This window comes from Gordonia bronchialis DSM 43247, assembly GCF_000024785.1.
GTDB lineage: Bacteria > Actinomycetota > Actinomycetes > Mycobacteriales > Mycobacteriaceae > Gordonia > Gordonia bronchialis.
Genome location: NC_013441.1, coordinates 3,753,958 through 3,774,510, shown reverse-complemented (window position 1 = coordinate 3,774,510; position 20,553 = coordinate 3,753,958). Strand labels below are relative to the sequence as shown.

At 66.5% G+C, this 20,553-nt stretch carries 20 protein-coding genes and 1 pseudogene; 11 read left to right on the top strand and 10 right to left on the bottom strand.

The window, feature by feature from the left end:
* Nucleotides 1-66 precede the first annotated feature (66 nt).
* Nucleotides 67-1,704: an aromatic/alkene/methane monooxygenase hydroxylase/oxygenase subunit alpha gene (locus GBRO_RS17675; protein WP_012835256.1), complete on the bottom strand. Its 1,638-nt coding sequence runs from the start codon at nucleotides 1,702-1,704 to the stop codon at nucleotides 67-69.
* Nucleotides 1,705-1,963: 259 nt separating this feature from the next.
* On the opposite strand from GBRO_RS17675, the gene GBRO_RS24785 reads away from it, so the two are divergent.
* Nucleotides 1,964-2,506, top strand: a complete 543-nt coding sequence (locus GBRO_RS24785; RefSeq protein ID WP_147290663.1) for a DUF6891 domain-containing protein — start codon at nucleotides 1,964-1,966, stop codon at nucleotides 2,504-2,506.
* A 9-nt stretch (nucleotides 2,507-2,515) separates the two neighbouring features.
* Here the strand turns inward: GBRO_RS24785 and GBRO_RS17665 are convergent, their stop codons facing one another.
* The 4 genes from GBRO_RS17665 to GBRO_RS17650 form a co-directional block, all read right to left on the bottom strand.
* On the bottom strand, nucleotides 2,516-3,718 hold the full coding sequence (locus tag GBRO_RS17665; RefSeq protein ID WP_012835254.1) for a serine hydrolase domain-containing protein: 1,203 nt from the start codon (nucleotides 3,716-3,718) through the stop codon (nucleotides 2,516-2,518).
* 21 nt (nucleotides 3,719-3,739) lie between these two features.
* A complete protein-coding gene (locus GBRO_RS17660; RefSeq protein WP_041920655.1) occupies nucleotides 3,740-4,930 on the bottom strand; it encodes an aminotransferase class I/II-fold pyridoxal phosphate-dependent enzyme in 1,191 nt (396 codons plus the stop codon).
* A 65-nt stretch (nucleotides 4,931-4,995) separates the two neighbouring features.
* Complete coding sequence (locus GBRO_RS17655; RefSeq protein WP_012835252.1) at nucleotides 4,996-5,832, bottom strand: aldo/keto reductase; 837 nt, start codon at nucleotides 5,830-5,832, stop codon at nucleotides 4,996-4,998.
* 30 nt (nucleotides 5,833-5,862) lie between these two features.
* The gene (locus tag GBRO_RS17650) at nucleotides 5,863-6,792 is read right to left on the bottom strand and encodes an NADP-dependent oxidoreductase (RefSeq protein ID WP_227892955.1); all 930 of its coding nucleotides are present in this window, start codon (nucleotides 6,790-6,792) and stop codon (nucleotides 5,863-5,865) included.
* 116 nt (nucleotides 6,793-6,908) lie between these two features.
* On the opposite strand from GBRO_RS17650, the gene GBRO_RS17645 reads away from it, so the two are divergent.
* Together GBRO_RS17645 and GBRO_RS17640 are read left to right on the top strand one after the other, a co-directional pair.
* Complete coding sequence (locus tag GBRO_RS17645) at nucleotides 6,909-7,319, top strand: ArsR/SmtB family transcription factor (protein WP_012835250.1); 411 nt, start codon at nucleotides 6,909-6,911, stop codon at nucleotides 7,317-7,319.
* Nucleotides 7,316-7,858: an SRPBCC family protein gene (locus GBRO_RS17640; RefSeq protein WP_012835249.1), complete on the top strand. Its 543-nt coding sequence runs from the start codon at nucleotides 7,316-7,318 to the stop codon at nucleotides 7,856-7,858. Before GBRO_RS17645 ends, GBRO_RS17640 begins: the two co-directional genes overlap by 4 nt.
* Here the strand turns inward: GBRO_RS17640 and GBRO_RS17635 are convergent.
* Nucleotides 7,824-8,297: an NUDIX hydrolase gene (locus GBRO_RS17635; RefSeq protein ID WP_041920653.1), complete on the bottom strand. Its 474-nt coding sequence runs from the start codon at nucleotides 8,295-8,297 to the stop codon at nucleotides 7,824-7,826. The genes GBRO_RS17640 and GBRO_RS17635 overlap by 35 nt on opposite strands.
* Before the next feature lie 135 nt (nucleotides 8,298-8,432).
* Here GBRO_RS17635 and GBRO_RS17630 point away from each other — a divergent pair, with 135 nt between their 5' ends.
* The 3 genes from GBRO_RS17630 (at nucleotide 8,433) to GBRO_RS17620 (ending at nucleotide 10,139) form a co-directional block, all read left to right on the top strand.
* The gene (locus GBRO_RS17630) at nucleotides 8,433-8,621 is read left to right on the top strand and encodes a hypothetical protein (RefSeq protein ID WP_012835247.1); all 189 of its coding nucleotides are present in this window, start codon (nucleotides 8,433-8,435) and stop codon (nucleotides 8,619-8,621) included.
* 68 nt (nucleotides 8,622-8,689) lie between these two features.
* On the top strand, nucleotides 8,690-9,547 hold the full coding sequence (locus GBRO_RS17625; RefSeq protein ID WP_012835246.1) for a ParA family protein: 858 nt from the start codon (nucleotides 8,690-8,692) through the stop codon (nucleotides 9,545-9,547).
* Nucleotides 9,548-9,650: 103 nt separating this feature from the next.
* Complete coding sequence (locus tag GBRO_RS17620) at nucleotides 9,651-10,139, top strand: lipoprotein LpqH (RefSeq protein ID WP_012835245.1); 489 nt, start codon at nucleotides 9,651-9,653, stop codon at nucleotides 10,137-10,139.
* On the opposite strand, the gene GBRO_RS17615 is transcribed toward GBRO_RS17620, so the two are convergent.
* Nucleotides 10,140-11,966: an MFS transporter gene (locus GBRO_RS17615; protein WP_012835244.1), complete on the bottom strand. Its 1,827-nt coding sequence runs from the start codon at nucleotides 11,964-11,966 to the stop codon at nucleotides 10,140-10,142.
* Nucleotides 11,967-12,014: 48 nt separating this feature from the next.
* On the bottom strand, nucleotides 12,015-12,494 hold the full coding sequence (locus GBRO_RS17610) for a MarR family winged helix-turn-helix transcriptional regulator (protein WP_227892954.1): 480 nt from the start codon (nucleotides 12,492-12,494) through the stop codon (nucleotides 12,015-12,017).
* Nucleotides 12,495-12,660: 166 nt separating this feature from the next.
* On the opposite strand from GBRO_RS17610, the gene GBRO_RS17605 reads away from it, so the two are divergent.
* The 3 genes and pseudogenes from GBRO_RS17605 (at nucleotide 12,661) to GBRO_RS17595 (ending at nucleotide 15,150) form a co-directional block, all read left to right on the top strand.
* Nucleotides 12,661-12,936 (top strand): GlsB/YeaQ/YmgE family stress response membrane protein, encoded by a 276-nt coding sequence (locus GBRO_RS17605; protein ID WP_012835242.1) that lies wholly within the window; start codon nucleotides 12,661-12,663, stop codon nucleotides 12,934-12,936.
* A gap of 95 nt (nucleotides 12,937-13,031) precedes the next feature.
* Nucleotides 13,032-13,691 carry an SDR family oxidoreductase gene (locus GBRO_RS17600; protein ID WP_012835241.1) on the top strand — a complete coding sequence of 220 codons (660 nt, stop codon included), beginning with the start codon at nucleotides 13,032-13,034 and terminating at the stop codon, nucleotides 13,689-13,691.
* 107 nt (nucleotides 13,692-13,798) lie between these two features.
* Nucleotides 13,799-15,150 (top strand): annotated as a pseudogene (locus GBRO_RS17595) (MFS transporter).
* Nucleotides 15,151-15,178: 28 nt separating this feature from the next.
* Here the strand turns inward: GBRO_RS17595 and GBRO_RS17590 are convergent.
* Complete coding sequence (locus GBRO_RS17590) at nucleotides 15,179-15,793, bottom strand: cysteine hydrolase (RefSeq protein ID WP_012835240.1); 615 nt, start codon at nucleotides 15,791-15,793, stop codon at nucleotides 15,179-15,181.
* A gap of 76 nt (nucleotides 15,794-15,869) precedes the next feature.
* Here GBRO_RS17590 and malQ point away from each other — a divergent pair, with 76 nt between their 5' ends.
* A complete protein-coding gene (malQ, locus tag GBRO_RS17585) occupies nucleotides 15,870-18,050 on the top strand; it encodes a 4-alpha-glucanotransferase (protein WP_227892953.1) in 2,181 nt (726 codons plus the stop codon).
* A 40-nt stretch (nucleotides 18,051-18,090) separates the two neighbouring features.
* Here malQ and GBRO_RS17580 read toward each other — a convergent pair whose 3' ends face one another.
* Complete coding sequence (locus GBRO_RS17580) at nucleotides 18,091-19,305, bottom strand: MFS transporter (protein ID WP_012835238.1); 1,215 nt, start codon at nucleotides 19,303-19,305, stop codon at nucleotides 18,091-18,093.
* A 47-nt stretch (nucleotides 19,306-19,352) separates the two neighbouring features.
* Between GBRO_RS17580 and GBRO_RS17575 the strand changes: the two genes are divergently transcribed.
* Nucleotides 19,353-20,546 carry an ATP-grasp domain-containing protein gene (locus tag GBRO_RS17575; protein ID WP_012835237.1) on the top strand — a complete coding sequence of 398 codons (1,194 nt, stop codon included), beginning with the start codon at nucleotides 19,353-19,355 and terminating at the stop codon, nucleotides 20,544-20,546.
* Nucleotides 20,547-20,553 lie beyond the last annotated feature (7 nt).

The window sequence follows — 20,553 nt, the reverse complement described above, 5'->3', positions numbered from 1 at the left end:
TCCTGATAGTGGGTGGGTGGTACCGGTGGACGGCGCGAGGTGCGCCGTCCACCGGTCACCGAGTAGTCAGACCGCGACGGCGCCGTTCTTGTTCGCCATGTACGCGGCGATGTGGGCTTTGCGGTCCTCGTCGGACATCTCGTTCAGCAGGATGTTGGGGCTGTTGAACTGGATGCCCCGCACGTCGGAGAGCTTCCACATCTTGTCCGGGGTCAGATCCAGATGTGGTTGCGGGATGAGGGTTTCACCGTCATCGCGCACGTAGCCCAGATCCTTGATGATGTCGGCGAGATCCTTGCCGTGGTGCAGGGTCTCCCATTCGCGGAAACCGGTGAGACGACCCATGTTCGGGGTTTCGCGGCCCTCGTACTCGGGCCGGAACGCCGTCTTGTCGGTCCAGGCGCAGGTTTCCGAGCAGTAGGTGCGCCACTGGCCGTCGACCTTGTCGGTGACCATGTCCTCGCGGATGATGCAGGGCACCATGCAGGTCCAGCAGCGATGCGGATACTCGTAGTCGACGTCCTCGAAGGCGATCGGCTTGTTCTTGCCGGGGTAGGCGAGCCGGTTGTAGTTCTCCCACCAACGTCCGAACTTGTTGTACCAGCCGGGATACTTCTCCTCGAACCACTCGAAATCGGTGTCGGTCATGGCGTCGATGCGCCAGTAGTTGACCGGCCAGCCGGTGGCGAAGAAGCGGGCGACCTCGTGGACATAGTGCTTGTTCACCAGCCGGTTCCATGCCTCCTCGACGAGGTCGTGGGGGATGACCAGGCCGTACTTCTCCAGCGGCAGAAGGTAACTGCGGTAGTAGTCGTCATAGATCCACCGGCGCCACATCTCCGCGTAGCTCTCCCGGTCCTTGCGGCGGTCCTTGGTACCGTACTCGATGAAGGTACCGATGGCTGCGTCCACCACGCAGTGGTTGTTCCACCATGCGTAACGTAGATCCCGTTCCAGCAGAGGACGATTGCGCTCATCGGCCAGGGCCATCAGCAGGATCGAATAGCCGTTGGAGATGTGCCGCGACTCGTCGGACTGGACCGAGTGGAACACGGTCGGCAGCAGGTAGTCGCCGTTGGCGGCGGCCTCGTCGGGCATCGCGACGAACAGGGTGTTGGTGAAGGCGGTCTCGGCGACCACGGTCAGATAGATGTTGGCCGCGGTGATGGCGTCGCCGGTGATGAAACCCTCACCGAACTGCCGGCCGATGGTGCCCGCGTAGTTGTTGGCGAAAGCCTTCTCGGTGATGTCGAAGCCGGCCGGGTCGATGTAGTTGTTCATGTACAGCTTCTTGAGGTTCATCTGGATCGTCGAATGACGAACCTCGTCGATCATCTGTACGGCCAGCCCGTTGTGGATCTCCGGGTTGGGTACGGCGTCGATGGCCATCGGCATCGCCCGCGCCGCCGAGATCTCCGGGAACGGGATGATCGACAGGAACAGTTTCTGCCATTCCAGCCAGCGTTCCTGGACCTGGCGGAACATGTTGCCGCGAATGGCACCGTCCATGGCGCCGTAGACGCGGTTGTCCTTCTCCTCCTCCATGGGGAAGTAGGACCGCATGATCTGCTTGAGAGGGTCCTTCTTGGGGGCCTTCTCGAAGGTGTAGTCGGTACCGAACCGCGTCGCCGGGGTGGCGAAGGTGGGTTCCCACGACAGTTCGGTGATCTTCGCATGGGCCTTGGTCAGGCTCTGTCTGCTCAAGGTGCGCCTCCTGGGGATGTGAGCCGGTGTTGCACCGGCCCGGGGGACTGGGGCGCTACTGATACAACCGTGTGAGGTGCGACACATTCGTCTCACTGTGAGACGACGGGCAAGTCCGGCGCCGCCGGCGGTGTCATCTCCTCGACCGGAACCGGCGTGGAACCGACACGGGACCGCGTGCGTCCGACTATTGACAGAGGGTGACGGCACATCACGCCACGGACAGGGGGTCCCCATGGGGCAGACAGACGAAGACGCAGTGAGCGCGGAACTCAGCGAGCTGATCGAGGGGCGACTCGCCCCGGGATTCCTCGGCCGCGCCGACATCGAGGCCGATGTCCGGGACTGGCTGGAGTCCAGTGGACTGGAAGCGGAGTCGGCACATGACCTGGTCGAGACCATGTGGCTGCGGCATCTCGCCGATCAGGAGGCCTGGGACCAGCCGGGCGATCATGAGCGACTCACCCGCGCCTTCGCCGACCTGGCGGCGTCGGGGTTCGTGACCCGGATGTACTTCGGGTGCTGCCGGGCGTGCGCAGCCGAGGCGATCATGGCCGAACGGGTACCGGGGCACTGGGCGTTCGTGTACTTCGACGAGGAATCGGCGAGCGAACTCGCCGGAACCCCGGGGCTGCTGCCGCTCAGCTTCGGGGCCTTCGACGACGTATCGATGCGTGACGTCGGTGGGCCGGTCGTCGAGGCCGTCGGGCGCCACGGCCTCGACGTGGTGGCCTACGCGCCGGGACGCGGTGAACTGCTCATCCGCAGCGAACGGTGGCGTAAGCGTCTTCCGGGCACCTGAGCGGGGAACTCAGCCGGCGAGGGCGCGGTAAACGGCCGTCTCGAACTCGAGGTAACCGCCCAGCGACACCGCGTCGGCGAACGGCAGCAGTTGGGTGGCCCAGTAGCCACCGATCTTGGTGCGCCGATCGATCCAGTAGTACAGATTGGCCAGTCCGGCCCAGGCGAGGGACCCGGCCGGACGCCCGGTCGGAGCGTCCTCGTCGTTGACCATGAAGGTGTAGGACCAGCTCTTGGACAGTCCGGGGAAGAACTCCGCGTCGTTGGAGATCGCCGGGATGACGCCGGGCAGCTTCGTCACATGCAGATCGCCGAGGTGATTGCGCTCGGCCATCGCGACCGTTTCCGCGCGCAGCACCTGCTCACCGGAGTCGGAGGTGCCGTCGCACAGCCACATCCGCATGAACTTCAGGTAGTCGCCGACGGTCGAGTACAGACCGTGACCACCCATGTGGACCTCGGGGTCGGCCGGCAGAGCCCATGCATGATTCGGCTTGAGGGAGCCGTCGGGCAGTCGGTGATGCATGGTCGCGCGCCGGTCCCGGGTGTCGGCGGACAGCTCGAACGAACTGTCGGACATGCCGAGCGGGCTGAAAATGTGCTCGCTCATGTAGTCGCCGAGACGCTGCCCACTGACGGCCTCCACCACCTGCCCGGCCCAGTCGAGGTTGCTGCCGTACTCCCACTGTGTGCCCGGATCGAACAGCAGCGGTGTGCGCAGGGCCGCTCGCGTCGCCTCGATGATGCCCGGCTGACCGTGCTCTCTGGCGAGGCGGCAGTAGGTCTCGTTGAAGAAGTCGTAACCGAAACCGGCTGTGTGCGTAAGGAGTTGGTGGGTGGTGATATCCGATGCCGGCGCCCGCAGCTGCGGTGTGCCGTCCTCGGCGAAGCCGTCGATGACCTCGAGTTCGGCGATCGCGGGTACGTACTCGCGGGCCGGGGCCGCCAGATCGAGCAGGCCCTGGTCCACCAGTTGCAGCACCGCGGTGCCGGTGATGGCCTTGGTGGTGGAGAAGATCGCGAAGACCGTGTCGGCGGTCATCGGCTGGTCCCGGTCGAGCGCACGCACACCCGAATGGCCGAGGTAGATGGTCTCGGTGTCGGTGGTGATGCCGGCGACCACCCCCGGCAACCGGCCGCCGTCCGACGCGGAGCCCACCACTTCGTTCGCGGCGGCGGAGATCGTGGCGGGATCGATGCTCGGTGTACTCATGACCTCACCGTAATGGGGTGCTCACCCGGGCAGGCCGGCAACGAAACCTTCCAGCCGATCGAGCGCCTCGGCGAGCTCGGCGGTCGACGCGGCATACGACAGCCGGATGTGGTCGTCGGCGGTGGCGACCCCGAAGTCCATACCGGGCGTGAGTGCCACATGCGCACGGGCCAGCGCCTGATCGCAGAACTCCGCCGACCCGAGGCCCGAGCCCGACACATCCACGTAGACGTAAAACGCGCCGTCGGGTTCCACCGGTACGGGCAACCCGATGCGGGTGAGTCCGTCGAGGACGAGGCGGCGCCGGTTGCGCAACTCGCGGCGGCGGTCCTCGGTGACGGCGAGCGATTCCGGCGTGAAGCAACTCAGTGCGGCCAGCTGCGCGGGCGTGGGTGGACAGACGTAGAAGTTCTGGGCCAGACGCTCGGCGACCTCGACGAGATCCGGCGGCAGGATGGCCCAGCCCAACCGCCAGCCGGTCATACCGAAGTACTTCGAAAAACTGTTGATGACAACGGTGTCCGCGTGGAAGCTCCCGGGCGTGGCGAGTACGGAGCGTGGCGGGTGACCGTCGGGTCCCGGGTCGGCGAGTCCGAGGTAGATCTCGTCGACGAGATTCCACCCGCCGCGTGCGGACACCCGGCCGCAGAGGTCGACGAGATCGGCGTAGGGCACCGACGTACCGGTCGGATTCGACGGTGAGGCGACGATGACGCCGCGGGTGTTCGCCGTCCACGCGTCGTCGACGAGCTCTCCGGTGAGCTGGAAGCGGCCGGCCGGGGTGGTCGGGACCAACGAGACGTCGGCGCCGAAGCTCTCCGCGAACTGCCGGTTGCAGGGGTAGGAGGGGTCCCCGATGATGACTCCGTCGCCGGGATCGATCAGCGCCGCGCAGGTCAGCAGCAGCGCGGCGGAGGCACCGGAGGTGACGGCGACCTGACCCGGATCGACCTCGGCGCCGAAGTGCGTCGAGTAGAAGCCCGCGATGGCTTCGCGTAGTGCCGCAGTGCCCAGCGCGTCGGTGTAGGCCAGCGGGCGTCCATCGGTGAGTTCGCGCGCGGCGGCGAGGAAGGCGGGTGGTGCGCCGAAGTCGGGTTCGCCGATGTTGAGCCGGATGACGTCGTGACCGGCCGCGTCGAGGGCACCGGCCTTCTTCGCGAATTCCATCGCGTAGAACGGAGCGACGCGCTGGGCCCGGCGGGAGATCTTCATGCCACTCATTGTGCGCATGCGCTCCGCCGGGCCCGGTGGGGGTGTCGGGTGTCAGTCCCCGGTGATCACTTCTCCGGAATGTAGTTGAAGGTGTCGGGGTCGGGCCCGCGGCGACGATCCTTGTTCAGACCCTCGATGGCGGCCACGTCCTCGGGTGACAACTCGAAATCGAAGAGCTCGAAGTTCTCCTGCACCCGCGAGCGGGTGACCGATTTGGGGAAGACGATGTCGCCGCGCTGGATGTGCCAGCGGAGAGTCACCTGTGCGACCGTCTTGCCCTTCTCGCCGGCGATCTTGCCGAGTACCGGGTCGTCGAGTACGTCGCCCTGTGCGATCGGCGACCACGCCTCGGTGGCGATGCCGTGCTCGGAGTTGAACGCGCGCAACGGATTCTGTGACAGGTACGGATGTACCTCGATCTGGTTGACGGTCGGTACGGTGTCGGTCTCGTCGAACAGTCGCTGCAGGTGGGCCTGCTGGAAGTTGGAGACGCCGATCGCGCGGGCCTTGCCGTCTTGATGGAACTTCTCCAGGGCTCGCCAGGTTTCGACGAAGTCGCCGACGTCGGGCAGCGGCCAGTGGATGAGGAAGAGATCGACGGCGTCGACGCCGAGGTCGGCCAGGGTCTGGTCCGCGGCCCGCAGAGCGTCGTCGTAGGCGTGGAAGCCGTTGTTGAGCTTGCTGGTGATGAACACCTCGTCGCGCGGGATGCCGGACTCGCGGACGGCTTCACCGACACCCTTCTCGTTGCCGTACATCTCGGCGGTGTCGATGTGGCGATACCCGACATCCAGGGCGGTCAGGGTGGCGTCCTTGGTGTCTTCCGGTGGGATCTGGAAGACACCGAATCCGAGCTGGGGAATCTGCACACCGTTGTTGAGAGTGATTGTGGGGACTGCCATGTCGCTCCTTTCGTTGATGAAATGGACTCCTCAGGGGAGGAGGATGAACTTGCCGCGCGGATGTGATCGGCCGAGTTCGCCGAGCGCTTGGCCGGCATCACGCAGATCGAAGGTCTTGGCCACCTCGGTGACCAGGGTGCCACTCGCGGCGTCGGCGATGAGGCCGGCGGCGGCGTCGGAGCGGTGTCGTTTGCTGTCGGCGGTGCTGCCGTCGAGCAGGACGATGCCGTCGTCGGCGCGGCCGAAGGCGGCGATGCTGACGATGCGGTCGGCCGCATGCAAGGCGAGCGAGGTGTCGATGGCCTCGTCGGTGCCGACGGTGTCCACCGACGCCGTGACCGGGCCGGTCGCGGCATCGGTGACGCGGTCGAGCAGTCCGGGACCGTAGGCGACGGGGACGGCACCCAGGCCGGCCAGGAATGTGTGATTCGCAGGAGACGCGGTGGCGATGACCGAGGCCCCGGCGCGGACCGCGAGCTGAACGGCGATGGTCCCCACGGCGCCGGCACCCCCGTGGATCAGCACCACGTCGCCGGAACCGACACCCGCGGTCGCGACCAGATCGGCCGCGGTACCGCCGACCAGTAGCAGGCCGGCGGCATGCTCGAAGTCGAGCTCGGTGGGTTTGGTGTGCACCGACGAGGCTTCGGCGATGAGCCGGTCGGTGTAACCGCCGGCCGCGGGATACACGATGACCTCGTCGCCGACGGCCGGCTCGACACCGTCACCGATCGCGGTGACCACCCCGGCGACCTCGAGGCCGAGCCGCCGCGGGAGCTTGGATTCGTCGGTGCCCATGAATCCGGTGACGATCTTGAGGTCCATCGGATTGACGCCCGCCGCCCGCACCTCGACGGCGACCTGTCCCGGTCCCGGCGACGGCAACTCGGCCTCGACGGCGGACAGGACTTCGGTGGGGTCGCCGTAGGCGGTGGCCACGATGTGCGTGGAAAGGGTCATAGGTGTTTCAAGGCGCATGCCGATCCCCGGTATTCCGGCCGCGCAACGACCAGCATCTTTCCGCGTTGAGAGCGCTTTCACTGTGCAAATGGTAACCGATCGGTTACCATTTGCACATGCCAGCGAATTCCGACGTCTTCGCCGCGATCGCGGATCCTGTGCGCCGGGACATCCTGCGGGCGTTGGCCGCGGGCGACCCGCAACGGGTGGTCGATCTCACCGCCGCGATGGCACGGACGCGTCGGATCTCGCGGCCCGCCGTCAGTCGCCATCTGCGCGTGCTGGGGGAGGCCGGGCTGGTGGCCGGCGAGGATCGCGGACGCGAACGCCACTATTGCCTCGAGGTGGGCCCGTTGGACGTCGTGTCGGGTCTCGTCGCCGAACTGTCCGGCCGTCGGCGCCCGCCGATCGCGGCGTCGGCGCTGGATGCCCTCGACACCGAGGTCGCCCGTACGCGCCGCGATCATCGCGCCAGATTGACTCGGCACCAAGAGATCTCGAGCCCAACAACGGAGGAGACGGCATGAGTACGCCCAATGGAACCCACGGCACGATTTCCGGCCGCGACGCGATGCGGATTGTCCGCGGCTACGCGGCTCCGATCGATGTCGTGTGGGCCGCGATCACCGAATCCGACCGGCTCGCGCGGTGGATCGGCTTCTTCACCGGCGACCCGGCCGAGGGACATGTGCAGTTCACCATGAACGCGGAGGGTGAGGAGAACATGACACCCAACCGCTACGACATCCGTCGGTGTGAGCCGCCGCGTCTGCTGGAGATCGTGACCACCGACGACTACGGATCGTGGCACCTGCTCGCCGAACTCGAGGAGTCGCAGGGCGTCACCACCCTGACATTCGCCCAGATCCTCGACGACGAAGACCCGTCGGTCATCGAGAACTCCGGACCCGGGTGGGAGTACTACCTCGACCGGCTCGGCGCAACCCTGACCGGCGCAGACCCGGACGCCGTGAACTTCGACGACTACTACCCGGCTCAGCGCGAGTACTACCGCGCGCTATCGGCCCGGATCACCGGCGAAACCACGCCTCCAGACTCCCACTGAGCGCCTTCTCGATGCGCAATCGCGAGGTCTGCGCCAGATCGTCGGGCAGTGCGTCGGTCTCGAACCAGCGCACATCCGTGTTCTCGTCGTCGGCCGGATGCGGCTCGCCGTCGCGATGGTGCGCGAGGAAACACAGGTCGAGGTACTGCGTGACGTCCCCGTTGGGGTAGGTGATCGGCCCGGTGACGTCCACGCTGGTGATCCGCACGATCTCGGCGCGCACGCCGGTCTCCTCGGCGATCTCGCGGACGACGGCATGCGCGGGTTCCTCGCCGGGTTCGAGAACGCCGGAGACGACCGCCCATTGGCCGGTGTCGACCCGCCGGGTCAGCAGGATGCGGTTGGAGTCGTCGAGGACCACGGCGCTCACCCCGGACAGCCACAGCGGGCGGTGACCGATGTGCTCACGGAGGTCGCGGATGAAGTCGGGTATGGGCACATCGGCCATTTTGCCTGTTTGTGCCGGCAACTTCGGGGTGATGCCTCGCCGCGCCGGTCAGGGGGATCCCTGATCTTTACCCGAGATCGTCGCTCACCAGGTGATTTATGGTCGATACGGGTCCACAGTGGAGTCATGACCACACCGACACACACCACCAACGGCCTCAACTTCTGGAAGGTGCTGGGCATCATCGCCGTCGTGCTGATCGCCCTCGCCGTCATCGGGCCACTCCTCAAGGGACTGTTCTGGCTCGCGCTGATCGCACTGGCGATCTACGGCGGGCTCATGCTGTTCCGCTCGAGTAAACGCACCTCCCCGTAGCGAGGCGGGTCGGGACGTTCCCGGGTTAGGCTGACGCCGACAACGAGCCAACCGAGCCCGGGGACGCCATGCCGACGGTGATCGCGACCATCAGCCTGAAGGGAGGCGTGGGCAAGACCACGCTGACCGCCGGGCTCGGTGAGTTCCTCGCCGCCGAGTTCGGCCGGCGGGTGCTGCTCGTCGACCTCGACGCGCAGACCAACCTGACGACGATGATGATCGGCGCCGACCGGTGGCTCGACTGCAACCGGCGGCGCCACACCGTCGCCACCCTGTTCGCCGACGCCCTCGACCACACCACCGTCTTCGATCTCGACGCGTCCGTGCTGCGCGACGTGTCGCCCGTCGAGGAGGTGACCGGGCTCGATCTGCTGCCCTCCTCGCTCGATCTGATCGAACTGCAGGAGGAACTCAGCGCGCGCCGCGTACTGGCCGACGACCACACCGAGGCCGTCGGGCTGTTGCGCAAAGCCCTTGCCCCCGTTGCGGATCGATACGACGTCATGCTGATCGATTGCCCGCCCAACGTCGGTCCGTTCAGCCTCAACGGGCTGGCCATGGCCGACGCGTATCTGATTCCGACAATCCCGGATGTGTTGTCCACGTACGCCATTCCGCACATTCAACGGCAGGTTGCCGACTTCGGCGCCGAAATCGGGCGCAGCGTAGTGGAACTCGGTGTGGTGATCACCAAGTACCGGGCGTCGTCGACGCTGCATCAGGAGACGGTCCGGCGTCTTCGGCGTGATCCGAGCATCCACAACGTCGTGCCGGTGTATCTGCACGAGGCCAACGCCATCGGGGCCGCGGCGGAGTACGCGCCGGTCGCGACCCTGCACGCCAAGTATGGCTATCACGGACACTACGAACAGTTCCGTGACCTCACCCGCGCGATCGTCGTCGAGGTGCAGGGCAAGCTGGAATGACTCGAATGACGGCGAGGCCATCACTCTGACCTGCGACGACGACTATCGTGTTCTCCCAGCACGCCGTCCGGCGCGACGATCCGTCCAGACCAGGAGCGTTCCCATGCGAGCAGTACCCATCGTCTCATTCGTCGGCGCTCTCGGCCTTGCCGTCGCGCTCACCGCCTGTAGCTCCGACGATGATTCATCGTCGGCCACATCGGGGGCGACATCGACCACCGTCTCCGCCTCCGACAGCGCGGAGGGCGGTAATGCGTCGGTCACGATCGGCGGCGAGGCCCAGGACCTCCCCGACAAGACCGTGTACTGCACCGAGCAGAACGGCATCGTCAACATCGCCATCGGCTCGGGTACCGGCGGCAAGGCCATCGGCGCCCGGGTTACCGCGGGCGACTCACCCCAGGTGGAGCAGGTCGGAATCGCCGCCACCAACGGCATCACCTATGGCTGGGCCAAGGGCACCGGGGGAAACGTCACGGCCACCAAGGACGGCAACACCTACACTCTCAGCGGTGAGCTGACCGGCGTCAACGCCGCGAATCCGACCGCGCCGCAGACCGAGTCCTTCGAGCTGAAGGCCACCTGTCCCTGATCAGAGGTGTGACGCTCGCGGGCGTCGGGCCGGATGATCGATCAGCTCGGCGGGCGACTCCCCGGCCGATGCCGCGACAGCGGCCAGTTCGGCGCCGAGTGGTTCGTCGTGCGACTGCGCGTCGGCGGCGACCGGCATCCGGGCGGAGCGGCGCCCGCCGGTGAACAGCGAGGCGAACGCGCCGATCACGCAGCACACGATGGCGAAGGTGAAGGCCGCGGTCAGGCCGTCGGCGAACGGATCACTGATCAAACGCGGGAAGAAGTCCAGCCCGGTCAGTGTGCTCTGATCGGCCGGGGGCAGACCCGTCAAATGGTGTCCGAGCAGTTCCTGCACCGGGTTGTAACCGAGGAACGCAGCGAAGAGAACGGCCACCGCGGGCAGACCGGCGATCTGAGATGCCTGTTCGGCCGGCACACCGTGCGCGGTCAGACCGGCGCTCATGGTGGCGGGCAGATGCGCGGACAGTCCGCTGATCATGAGGCTGAAGAACAAGCCGATCGAGAGCACCATGGCGGTGTTCTGAAAGGTCGTCATCATGCCCGAACCCGAGCCGCGGGCGTCGACCGGCAGACTGTTCATCACCTCGGCCCGGTTCGGCGAGGAGAACAGACCCATCCCGACGCCGTTGAGGAACAGGATCACCGCGAACACCGGGAAGGCGAAGTCCACCGAAAGGGCGATGAGCCCCGCGAACGTGCCTGCGGTGATGAGCATTCCGCTGGTGGTGAACCACTTGGTGCCCAACCGGTCGGACAACGCCCCGGACAACGGTGCGGTGATCAGGAAGCCGATCGTCAACGGAACCATGTAGATCGCCGACCACAGGGGTGTCTGCTCGAAGTTGTATCCGTGTTGCGGCAACCAGATTCCCTGCAACCAGATGATCAGGATGAATTGCAGTCCACCGCGTCCGATCGAACTCATCAGGTTCGCGATGTTGCCGAAGGTGAACGAGCGGTTCGCGAAGAGGTGGAGATCGAAAAGTGGACTCGCGACCCGGGTTTCGATGAACACGAACGCCGTCAGGACCAGCGCGCCGCCGATCAGGCAGCTCAACACCATCGGGCTCATCCAGCCCATCGTGTGGTCGCCGTAAGGCTGTATGCCGTAGGTGATCCCGACGAGGATCGCGATGAGGCCGACGGCGAAGGTGATGTTGCCCCACCAGTCCATGCGGGCGCGCTTGCGAACTCCGGTGTCGCGCAGTTTGAGATAGGCCCACACGGTGCCGACGACACCGAACGGCACCGACACGAGGAAGATCAGGTGCCAGTGGATCGGTGCGAGGACGCCGCCGACGAGCAGACCCAGGAATGAGCCGGCGATGGCCGCCACTCCGTTGATGCCGAGTGCGAGGCCGCGTTGATCGGCGGGAAAGGCGTCGGTGAGGATCGCTGAGCTGTTGGCCATCAGGAAGGCGCCGCCGATACCCTGCACGACCCGCCAGAAGATGAGCCAGATGGCGGCCTCGGAACCGTCGAACCAGGTGATCGCCAGGAAGATCGACGAGATGGTGAAGATGAGGAACCCGAGATTGTACATCTCGGCGCGGCCGAACATGTCACCGAGCCGGCCGAAACTCACGACCAGGACGGCGGTGACGACCAGAAAGCCCATCATCATCCAGAGCAGGTAACTGGTGTTCTCGGGCAGAAGTGGATTGAGGTGGATGCCGCGGAAGATGTCGGGCAGCGCGATCAGGACGATCGAGCTGTTGATCGTCGCGATCAGCATGCCCAAGGTGGTGTTGGACAAGGCGATCCACTTGTAACCGTCGTGGGTCGGGGCGTCGGGCGCGGTAGCGGTCCGAGATGTGGTGGTCATGTGGTCGGTCCTTGCTTCGGCAGCGGAAAGTGGTGGGGCGGGCGAGGTTCAGCTGTCCGGCCGGGGACGGTCGCAGACGTCGAGAGCACCGGCGAGGGCGGCGAGCCCGCGATGGACGGCGTCCCGATCGTCGGCGTCGAGACGGTCGATGGCATCGGCGAGCAGCTGCGCGCGTAGTGAGCGTGCGTGACTCAGCAATTCGATTCCGGCCGGCGTCGCGGTGAACAACCGGGCACGTGCGTCGTCGGGGTCGATCATGCGTTCCACGTAGCCCTGTTCCTCGAGGGTGGCGACGATGCGGGACATCGTCGGCGCGGTCACCGACTCGCGTTGTGCGAGAGTCGACAACCGGATCGGGGAGTGGTTCGCGATGGTCCACAGTGCCGCGGCCACGCCGGCGCTGAGGCTGCCCTGACCGCCGCGGGTGCGCAACGCGCGGTTGATCTGGGTGAGCTGGTGGTAGACGGTGGCCACGTCGGTGCCGACGCCACTGACGACGCCGCTGCCCACGGTCATCTCCTTCGCCATACCTTCGATTATTAGTTGCGTCGTGCTAAGTAATCGAATCGTAAAGCGTTCGGGGACAAGGTCTCGATCCGTGCACGGTGCGGCCAACGGGGCGGGTGTGACGCGTAGCGTGGATCGTGGGTCGGTTAGACAGTGGTCGGGATCGCACTCGTCACCAGGAGGAACAATGCTCGGACTGGGAATCATCGGCTGGATCATCATCGGCGGTCTCGCCGGATGGATCGCCAGCAAGATCATGAAGACCGACGATCAGCAGGGCATTCTCCTGAACATCGTGGTCGGCATCGTCGGCGGTCTGCTCGGCGGTTGGCTGCTCTCGCTGTTCGGGGTGGACGTCAAGGGCGGTGGGTTGATCTTCAGCTTCCTCACCTGTCTGGCCGGGTCGTGCATCCTGCTGTGGATCGTCGGCCTCGTCCGCGGCCGGGGGCGCAGCCGGGTCTGACGCAACAGGGTCTGACACAGCAGGGTCTGAAGCAGCCGGGGCGTCGGTACGTTGGATCCCGGACGGTACGAACCGACGACCGGAGGTAACCCAGCATGACCCGAATCGCCATCATCGGAGGACACGGCAAGATCGCCCTGCGACTCGCGACGATCCTGAGCGAGCGCGGCGACGAGGTGACCGCGATCATCCGCAACCCCGACCATGAGGACGACGTCGCGGCGACCGGGGCCAAACCCCTGGTCGCCGACATCGAGAAGCTGGAGACCGCCGGCATCGCCTCCGTGCTGTCCGGACACGACGCCGTCGTGTGGTCGGCCGGGGCCGGTGGTGGCGATCCGGCCCGCACCTACGCGGTCGATCGCGACGCCGCGATCCGGTCGATCGAGGCGGCGCCGTCGGCCGGCGTGACGCGCTATGTGATGGTGTCGTACTTCGGTGCCGGACCTGACCACGGTGTGCCGGAAGACAATTCGTTCCATGCCTACGCCGAAGCCAAGGCGGCCGCCGACACCTACCTCAAAGACACGACGCTGGAGTGGACCATCGTCGGGCCGAGCAAGCTCACCGACGAACCCGGCTCTGGCCGCATTGCCGTGGGCGGAAGCCGTACCGAGGGCAGCGAGGTGAGTCGCGAAAACGTCGCGCAGGTGATCGCCGAGGTGCTGCACACACCCGGCACCGCCCGTCAGGTGATCGAGTTCGACGACGGGGACACCCCGATCGCCGACGCCGTGCGTGCGACGGCTTCGTGAGATCAGCCTGATCCCGCCCGTCTGAGCCCCCCAGCTGACCCGGAATTCCGATCACCACGATTCTGGTGCTGGGCAGCAGGTGCCGACGCCGATAACGTCGGGCACCCATGTCCACCCCAACCGTCGCAACCTCAACAGCCGAGATCACGGCGACCGCACAGATCTCGGAATCCGAGACCGACGACGCTCGACGCAAGCGGCTCCGGACGGTCGTCGCCGCCAGTCTGCTCGGCACGACCATCGAGTGGTACGGCTTCTTCCTCTACGCCACTGCGGCCGGCCTGGTTTTCAACACGGCGTTCTTTCCCGATCAGAGCTCCTTTGTGGGGACGTTGTTGTCGTTCGCGACCTTTGCCGTCGGATTCGTGGTGCGCCCAATCGGTGGAGTCGTGTTCGGGCACATCGGGGATCGGATCGGACGAAAACGCACGCTTGCCCTCACGATGGTGCTGATGGGGGTGGCCACCGCGCTGATGGGTGTGCTGCCGACCGCGGCGCAGGTGGGCATCCTCGCGCCGATCCTGCTGCTGGCCCTGCGCATCGTTCAGGGCTTCGCCCTCGGTGGCGTGTGGGCGGGTGCGGTGCTGCTCGCCGTCGAACATTCGCCTGCTCGTCGGCGCGGACTGTTCGGCAGCATCCCGCAGATCGGACTCGCCCTCGGGCTGGCGCTGGGCACGCTGATCTTCGCGCTGCTGCAGGTCGTCTTCGACGGCGACGCCTTCCTCGCCTATGGCTGGCGCATCGCCTTCCTCGTCAGCATCGTGCTGGTGGTCATCGGCTTCGTCGTTCGCCTGAAGGTCGACGAGACGCCCGCGTTCACCGAGGTGGACGAACTCGCACAGCAGTCGTCAGCACCTCTCAAAGAGGTTGTGCTGCCGCCGCATACGCGCAACACACTGCTCGGCTTGCTGGCGCGGTGGGGTGAGGGCTCGGCCTTCAACACCTGGGGCGTCTTCGCGATCGTCTACGCCACCTCGACCCTGCACCTGGCGAAGGTGCCGGTGCTGGTGGCGGTGAGTATCGCAGCTCTGGTGATGGCGGTCCTGCTGCCGGTGTCGGGGCTGCTGACCGATCGCTTCGGGCCGCGGCGGATCTACCTCGTGGGTATGTTCGCCTACGGTGTTTCGGTGTTCCCGGTCTTCGCTCTGTTCGGGACGGCGGATCTGCTGTGGTTCACCGTCGGCCTGGTGGTGGTCTTCGGTGCCGTCCATGCGTTGTTCTACGGTGCGCAGGGCACGCTCTTCGCCGGCCTGTATCCACCAACGTGCGCTACACCGGACTCTCGGTTGTCTATCAGTTCTCCGGCATCTATGCCTCCGGCCTGACCCCGCTGATCCTCACCGCCCTCATCGGCGCCGGCGGCGACTCTCCTTGGCTGGCAGCGGGCTACCTGGTCCTGACCGCGGCGATCAGCGTCGTCGCGACCGCTCTGATCCGGCAGCGCGATCTGTACCTGTGAAGGGTCTGCGCCGGCCGTGTGCGGCGCGTCAGAGGGCGGCTGCCACCTGGGACGACTCCACCGGCTGGGAGAACATCGGGTAGTCGAAGCTGATCGCGTTGTCGTGTTCGGCGACCGAGGTGGCCGCGGTGCAGTCGGTGAGGGTGATGACGCGGTAACCGTTCTCGTAGCCTGAGCGCATCGTCGACTCCACACAGCAGTTGGTGAGGAAGCCGCCGAGGATGATCGTGTCGATTCCCTTGCTGCGCAGGATGAAATCGAGGTTGGTGCTGGCAAAGGTGTCGAGGCCGCGTTTGCCCTCCACGAGGATGTCGCCGTCGGCGGGGGTGAGATCGTCGACGATCGCCGCGCCCCAGGTTCCCTTGACGAAGGCGTTGCCGTCGACCACACCCTTGAGGATGCCGTACGGATGGCGGGTCAGTTCGCCGTAGCCGGGTGCGAAGGTGATGGGTGCGTGCATGATCGTCACCCCCGCCGCGCGAGCTTTCTCGACCAGGGCAACGGTGTTGGCGAGCATGCCGGTCTTGTCCATCACCTCGGACACGGCGTCGTGCAGAACACCGCCGTCACTGGTGAATTCGTTCTGGTATTCGATGAGGACCAATGCGGTGGTCGCCGGGTTGAGGGTCAGTGAATCCGTCATGAACCAAGTCTGACGCAGATCGCTCTTCTCGATCGCAAGTCCGGCGGATCCGCCGGAATCCTGAGACGATGCAGGCGTGAATGGCGGTGACGTGGGTGGCGGTGACGTGGATGGCTCGGTTCCCGACGGCCGACTGGCCGAACTGGCCCGCCGGTGGGGCGTGGCGACCGAGTACGTCGGTGCCGATCGGCTGACCCATCGGGTGAGCGCCGAGACGCTGATCGCCGTGCTCGACGCGCTCGGTGTCGCGGCGCAGGACGCCGAGCGCGTCGAGAAGGCGATCGTGGCGATCGACGAGCGGCAATGGCGGGAGTTCCTCCCACCCGTCGTCGTGGTCACCGAAGGTGGTGGAACGTTCACAGTCCATGTGCCGCACGGTGATCCGGTCGATGTCGGCATCGTCACCGAGGCCGGCGAGGCTCGCACACCGGAGCAGCTCGACATCTGGGTGGACCCGCGTGAGATCGACGGTGTCCTGATCGGACGGGCCAGTTTTGCGGTGCCGGCTGATCTCGAGCCCGGCTACCACCGCATCAAGGTGATCAATCTGCGTGACACGTCCACCGCCAGCACCTCCCTGATCGTCACGCCGGCAAGGCTCACGACTGCCGATCGCCTGTTGGGTCACCAACGATGGGGACTCGCGGTCCAGTTGTACTCGGTGCGTTCGGCGCGATCCTGGGGCGTCGGTGACTTCGCAGACCTGCGGGGAATCTGCGAGGTAGCGGGCAGCAGCTACGGTGCCGACTTCGTCCAGGTCAACCCGCTGCACGCCGCGCAACCTCAACCGCCGCTGGAAAACTCGCCCTACCTTCCCACCACGCGGCGGTTTGTCAATCCGCTCTACATCCGGGTCACCGACATCCCCGAGATCAGTGGCCTGAACAAGCAACAGCGCAAGTGGTGCAAGGTGGTCGAGCGCGCCTTCTTCGACGAGAACATGTCGGCTCAACTCATCAAGCGCGACAAGTCCTTTGCCGCCAAGATGGAATGTCTGGAACTCATCTTCGGGGTGCCGCGCAGCGGGCGGCGCCGCGCCGCGTACCGCGAGTTCCGTCGCCGCGAGGGCAAGGGGCTGCGCCGGTTCGCGACGTGGTGTGCGCTGGCCGAGCGCTATCCCGAGGGCGACCGCCGGTGGGCGACGAAGTTGCGCGACAAGGACCATGTGAAGGCCAAACGCAGAAAACTCAAGCGCCGCATCGAGTTCTACACCTGGTTGCAATGGATTTGCGACGAGCAACTCGCCGCGGCCCAACAGGCCGCGCTGTCGGCCGGGATGAGTGTCGGCGTGATCGCCGACCTCGCCGTCGGGGTGGCCCGGCACAGCGCCGACACCTGGACGCTGGGCGACGTCCTGGCCGCCGGCGCCACCGTCGGCGCCCCACCCGACGCGTTCAATCAGCAGGGGCAGGGCTGGGATCAGCCGCCGTGGCATCCGCGTCGACTCGCCGAGGCCGGCTACGAGCCCTACCGGGACATGCTGCGCACAGTACTGCGCCATGCCGGTGGTCTTCGCGTCGATCACATTCTCGGGCTGTTCCGGTTGTGGTGGATTCCCGATGGCCGGGGTCCCGCGCACGGCACCTACGTGCACTACGACCACGATGCGCTGATCGGCATCCTCGCGCTGGAGGCGCAACGGGCCGACGCCGTGGTCATCGGCGAGGACCTCGGGGTGTTCGAGCCGACTGTGCAGCAAACCCTCACCGAGCGCGGCATCCTGGGTACCTCGATCCTGTGGTTCGAACACGGCCCGTACGCGCCGATCCCACCCGAGGACTACCGCGAACTGTGTCTGACCTCGGTCACCACGCACGACCTACCGCCGACGGCCGGTTACCTTGCAGGTGATCACATCGAATTGCGTTCTGCCCTGGGCCTGTTGGAGACCGACGAGGCGACCGAACGGGCGCGCGACGAACGTGACCGGGACGCGATCATCGACCTCGCGCGGGCGCGAGGCCTGCTCGATGTCGACGGCGACCCGACCGACCCGGCGAACATCCCGGCGACGATCGATGCGCTCTATGCGCTGATCGCGGCCAGCCCGTCGGTGCTGCTGAGCGTCGCACTGGTGGATGCGGTGGGGGAGAGACGGATTCAGAATCAGCCGGGCACCGACGCCACCCAGTACCCCAATTGGTGTATCCCGCTCGCCGATTCCGGGCAAAACGTCGTCCTGGTGGAGGATCTCATCGGCGTCGCCCGGTTCCGCAACCTGGTGGGTGCGCTCGAGGAGGCCGGCGTCGGACGCTGACCCGTTCATCGTGCGCCCATTCGCGTCGATCGTGCGCGGATCAGGCCGGGTTCGCGGTCCCCGGTGTGCGTCGGACCTCGATGACGGTGAGTACGAGGGCGAGGAGCGCGAGGGCGGCCACCCCGATGTTGAAGGCGACACCGGCGGTGCGCAGCCCCCAGTGCGCCGCCGCGATGCCCTGCCCGACGATCGGGAGGGAGATCGCGACATAAGCCACCACGAAGTAGGTGGAGGTGACCTCGGCGCGCCGGGCGGCGGGGCTGGCCGCGACGACCGCGGCGAGACCCTTGCTGAAGGACATACCCTGCCCGACACCGCCGATCAGCGCCCCGAGCACGAGCAGCGTCATCGACGCGGCGAGGAGTCCGCCGACGACCACTCCCACTCCGGCCACCAGAATCGCGCACCCCACCACCAGGGCGGTCTCGGTCGGCATCCCGCGGGCCACGATCTGGGTGGTTGCCGACGCCAGGAACAGTAGCGCCACCACCAGCCCGGCAGCGGCGTGGCTGTCGATGCCGACGATATGTGACATGAACGACGGGGTCACACCGGTGAACGTCCCCATCACCGCGAAGCCGGCGAAGGCCGCGATCGCGGCCCGGGTGAAGACGGTGCGAACCTCGGGCGGCACCGAGAGTCGTTGTACCGAGATTCGGGCACGCTCCCGGCCGGGTGCATCCCGGACGAGTGCGTTGGGTTCGGGGATCAGCCAGAGTCCGACGAAGACGACGGCGAGCAAGACGATGTCGAGCAAGAACGGTGTGCGCAGCGGTGCCGGACCCCATTGGGCGAGAAGACCGGCGATCAGCGGGCCGAGGCCGAGCCCGCCGATGTTGGCGGCCGTGGCCACCGCGGGCGCCCGGTTCCGCCACGCCGGCGGAGCCGACTCGATCACCGCGGCGGTTGCCGCGCCCGCATAGATCCCGGCGGAGAGCCCCGACAGCACGCGCCCGACGATGAGCTGCCACTCGGGTCCGGCCGTGACAAAGACCAGCGCGCTGGCCAGGGACAACGCGGCGCCGGCGAGCAATAACGGACGACGCCCGAGGACGTCGGAGGCGCGGCCGAATGCGATCAACGCGACGATCACGCCGGCGGCGTAGACCGCGAAGATGACCGTCGTCGTTGTGACGCCAAAGCCCATGTCGCCCGCATAGATGGCGTAGAGGGGAGTGGGTAGCGTCGTGCCGAGCATGACGACCGCGAAGGCGTAGACGACGGCGAAGAACGCCGCGGTGGGACGGGTGCGCATGATGACGAATAGTCTAGGCGGGCCCCTGGGTATCTAGACTCGTCGCCATGCCCGACGCCGCGCCCCATGTGCTGGTCACCACGTCACGAATGCCGTTCGCGGTGGACGAGATCCACAAGCTCGGCGAGATGGGCCGGGAGGTGACCGCGGCCGACACCTTCGGGTCGTCGCCGGGCAGCCACTCACGCGGGGCGCGCCGGCACGTGACGATACCGGCGCCCACCCAGCGAACCGCCGAGTTCATCGCCGCGATCATGGAGGTGATCCGCCGCGATCGGATCACCTGGCTGCTACCGATGTTCGAGGAGGTCTTCTACCTCGCTCGCCACCGCGACCTGCTGCGCGACGCCGGCGGGGACGACCTCGAACTCTTCTTCCCCGACTTCGACACCCTTGCCAAGGTTCACGACAAGGTCGGTTTCACGCAGTTCTGCCGTCAGCTGGGGCTGCCCGCAGCCGAGTCGGTGACCGCGACGTCACGCTCCGAACTCCGGGCGGCCACGCAGCGCTGGCCACACTGGTTTGCGAGGGCGGCGTTCGGGCGTGGGGGACTCGACGTCGCCACCAACACCGGACCACTGGCGAGTGAATCGGATCTCGAGGAGATCACGCCCAGTCGGCAGGAACCCTGGCTGGTGCAGGAGTATCTGACCGGTGTGGACCGGTGCAGCTGGAGCGTGGTCCACCACGGCGAGGTGGTGCTGCATTCCTGCTACGAGCACCCGCTCACCATCGATGACCGCGGCGGCATCGTCTTCGAGTCGGTCGATTCACCCGAATCGCTGGCCGCAGCGCAGCGGATCGCTCGCGAGCTGAACTGGCATGGCCAGCTGAGCTTCGACTACCTCGTCACCGACGACGGGGTGCACCACATGGTCGAGTGCAATCCGCGTCCGACGGCCGGGTGCACACTCGCAACCGCGGCGGAATTCGACACCGCACTGTTCGCGCCCGCCGACCTCGTGGTGGTTCCGGCGGGACGGAAAAAGATGATCAAGGCGGCCGTCCTGCGTGACGCCCTCAAACACCCCTCGCACGCCCGACGCAACGCCGCGATCGCCAAGGGGGCCGGCGGGGTATACGACCAACCCCACGACCATCTACCGCTGCTCTTCTCGGCGCTGTCCCTGCAGCACGTGCTGGCCTACCGCAAGGTCCTCGGACTCGATCGCAACAAGCGGGAGGAGCTGGTGGCCACCCAGTTCTTCGATGTGCTGTGGGACGGATCGCCGATCGACTGAGGTGCGA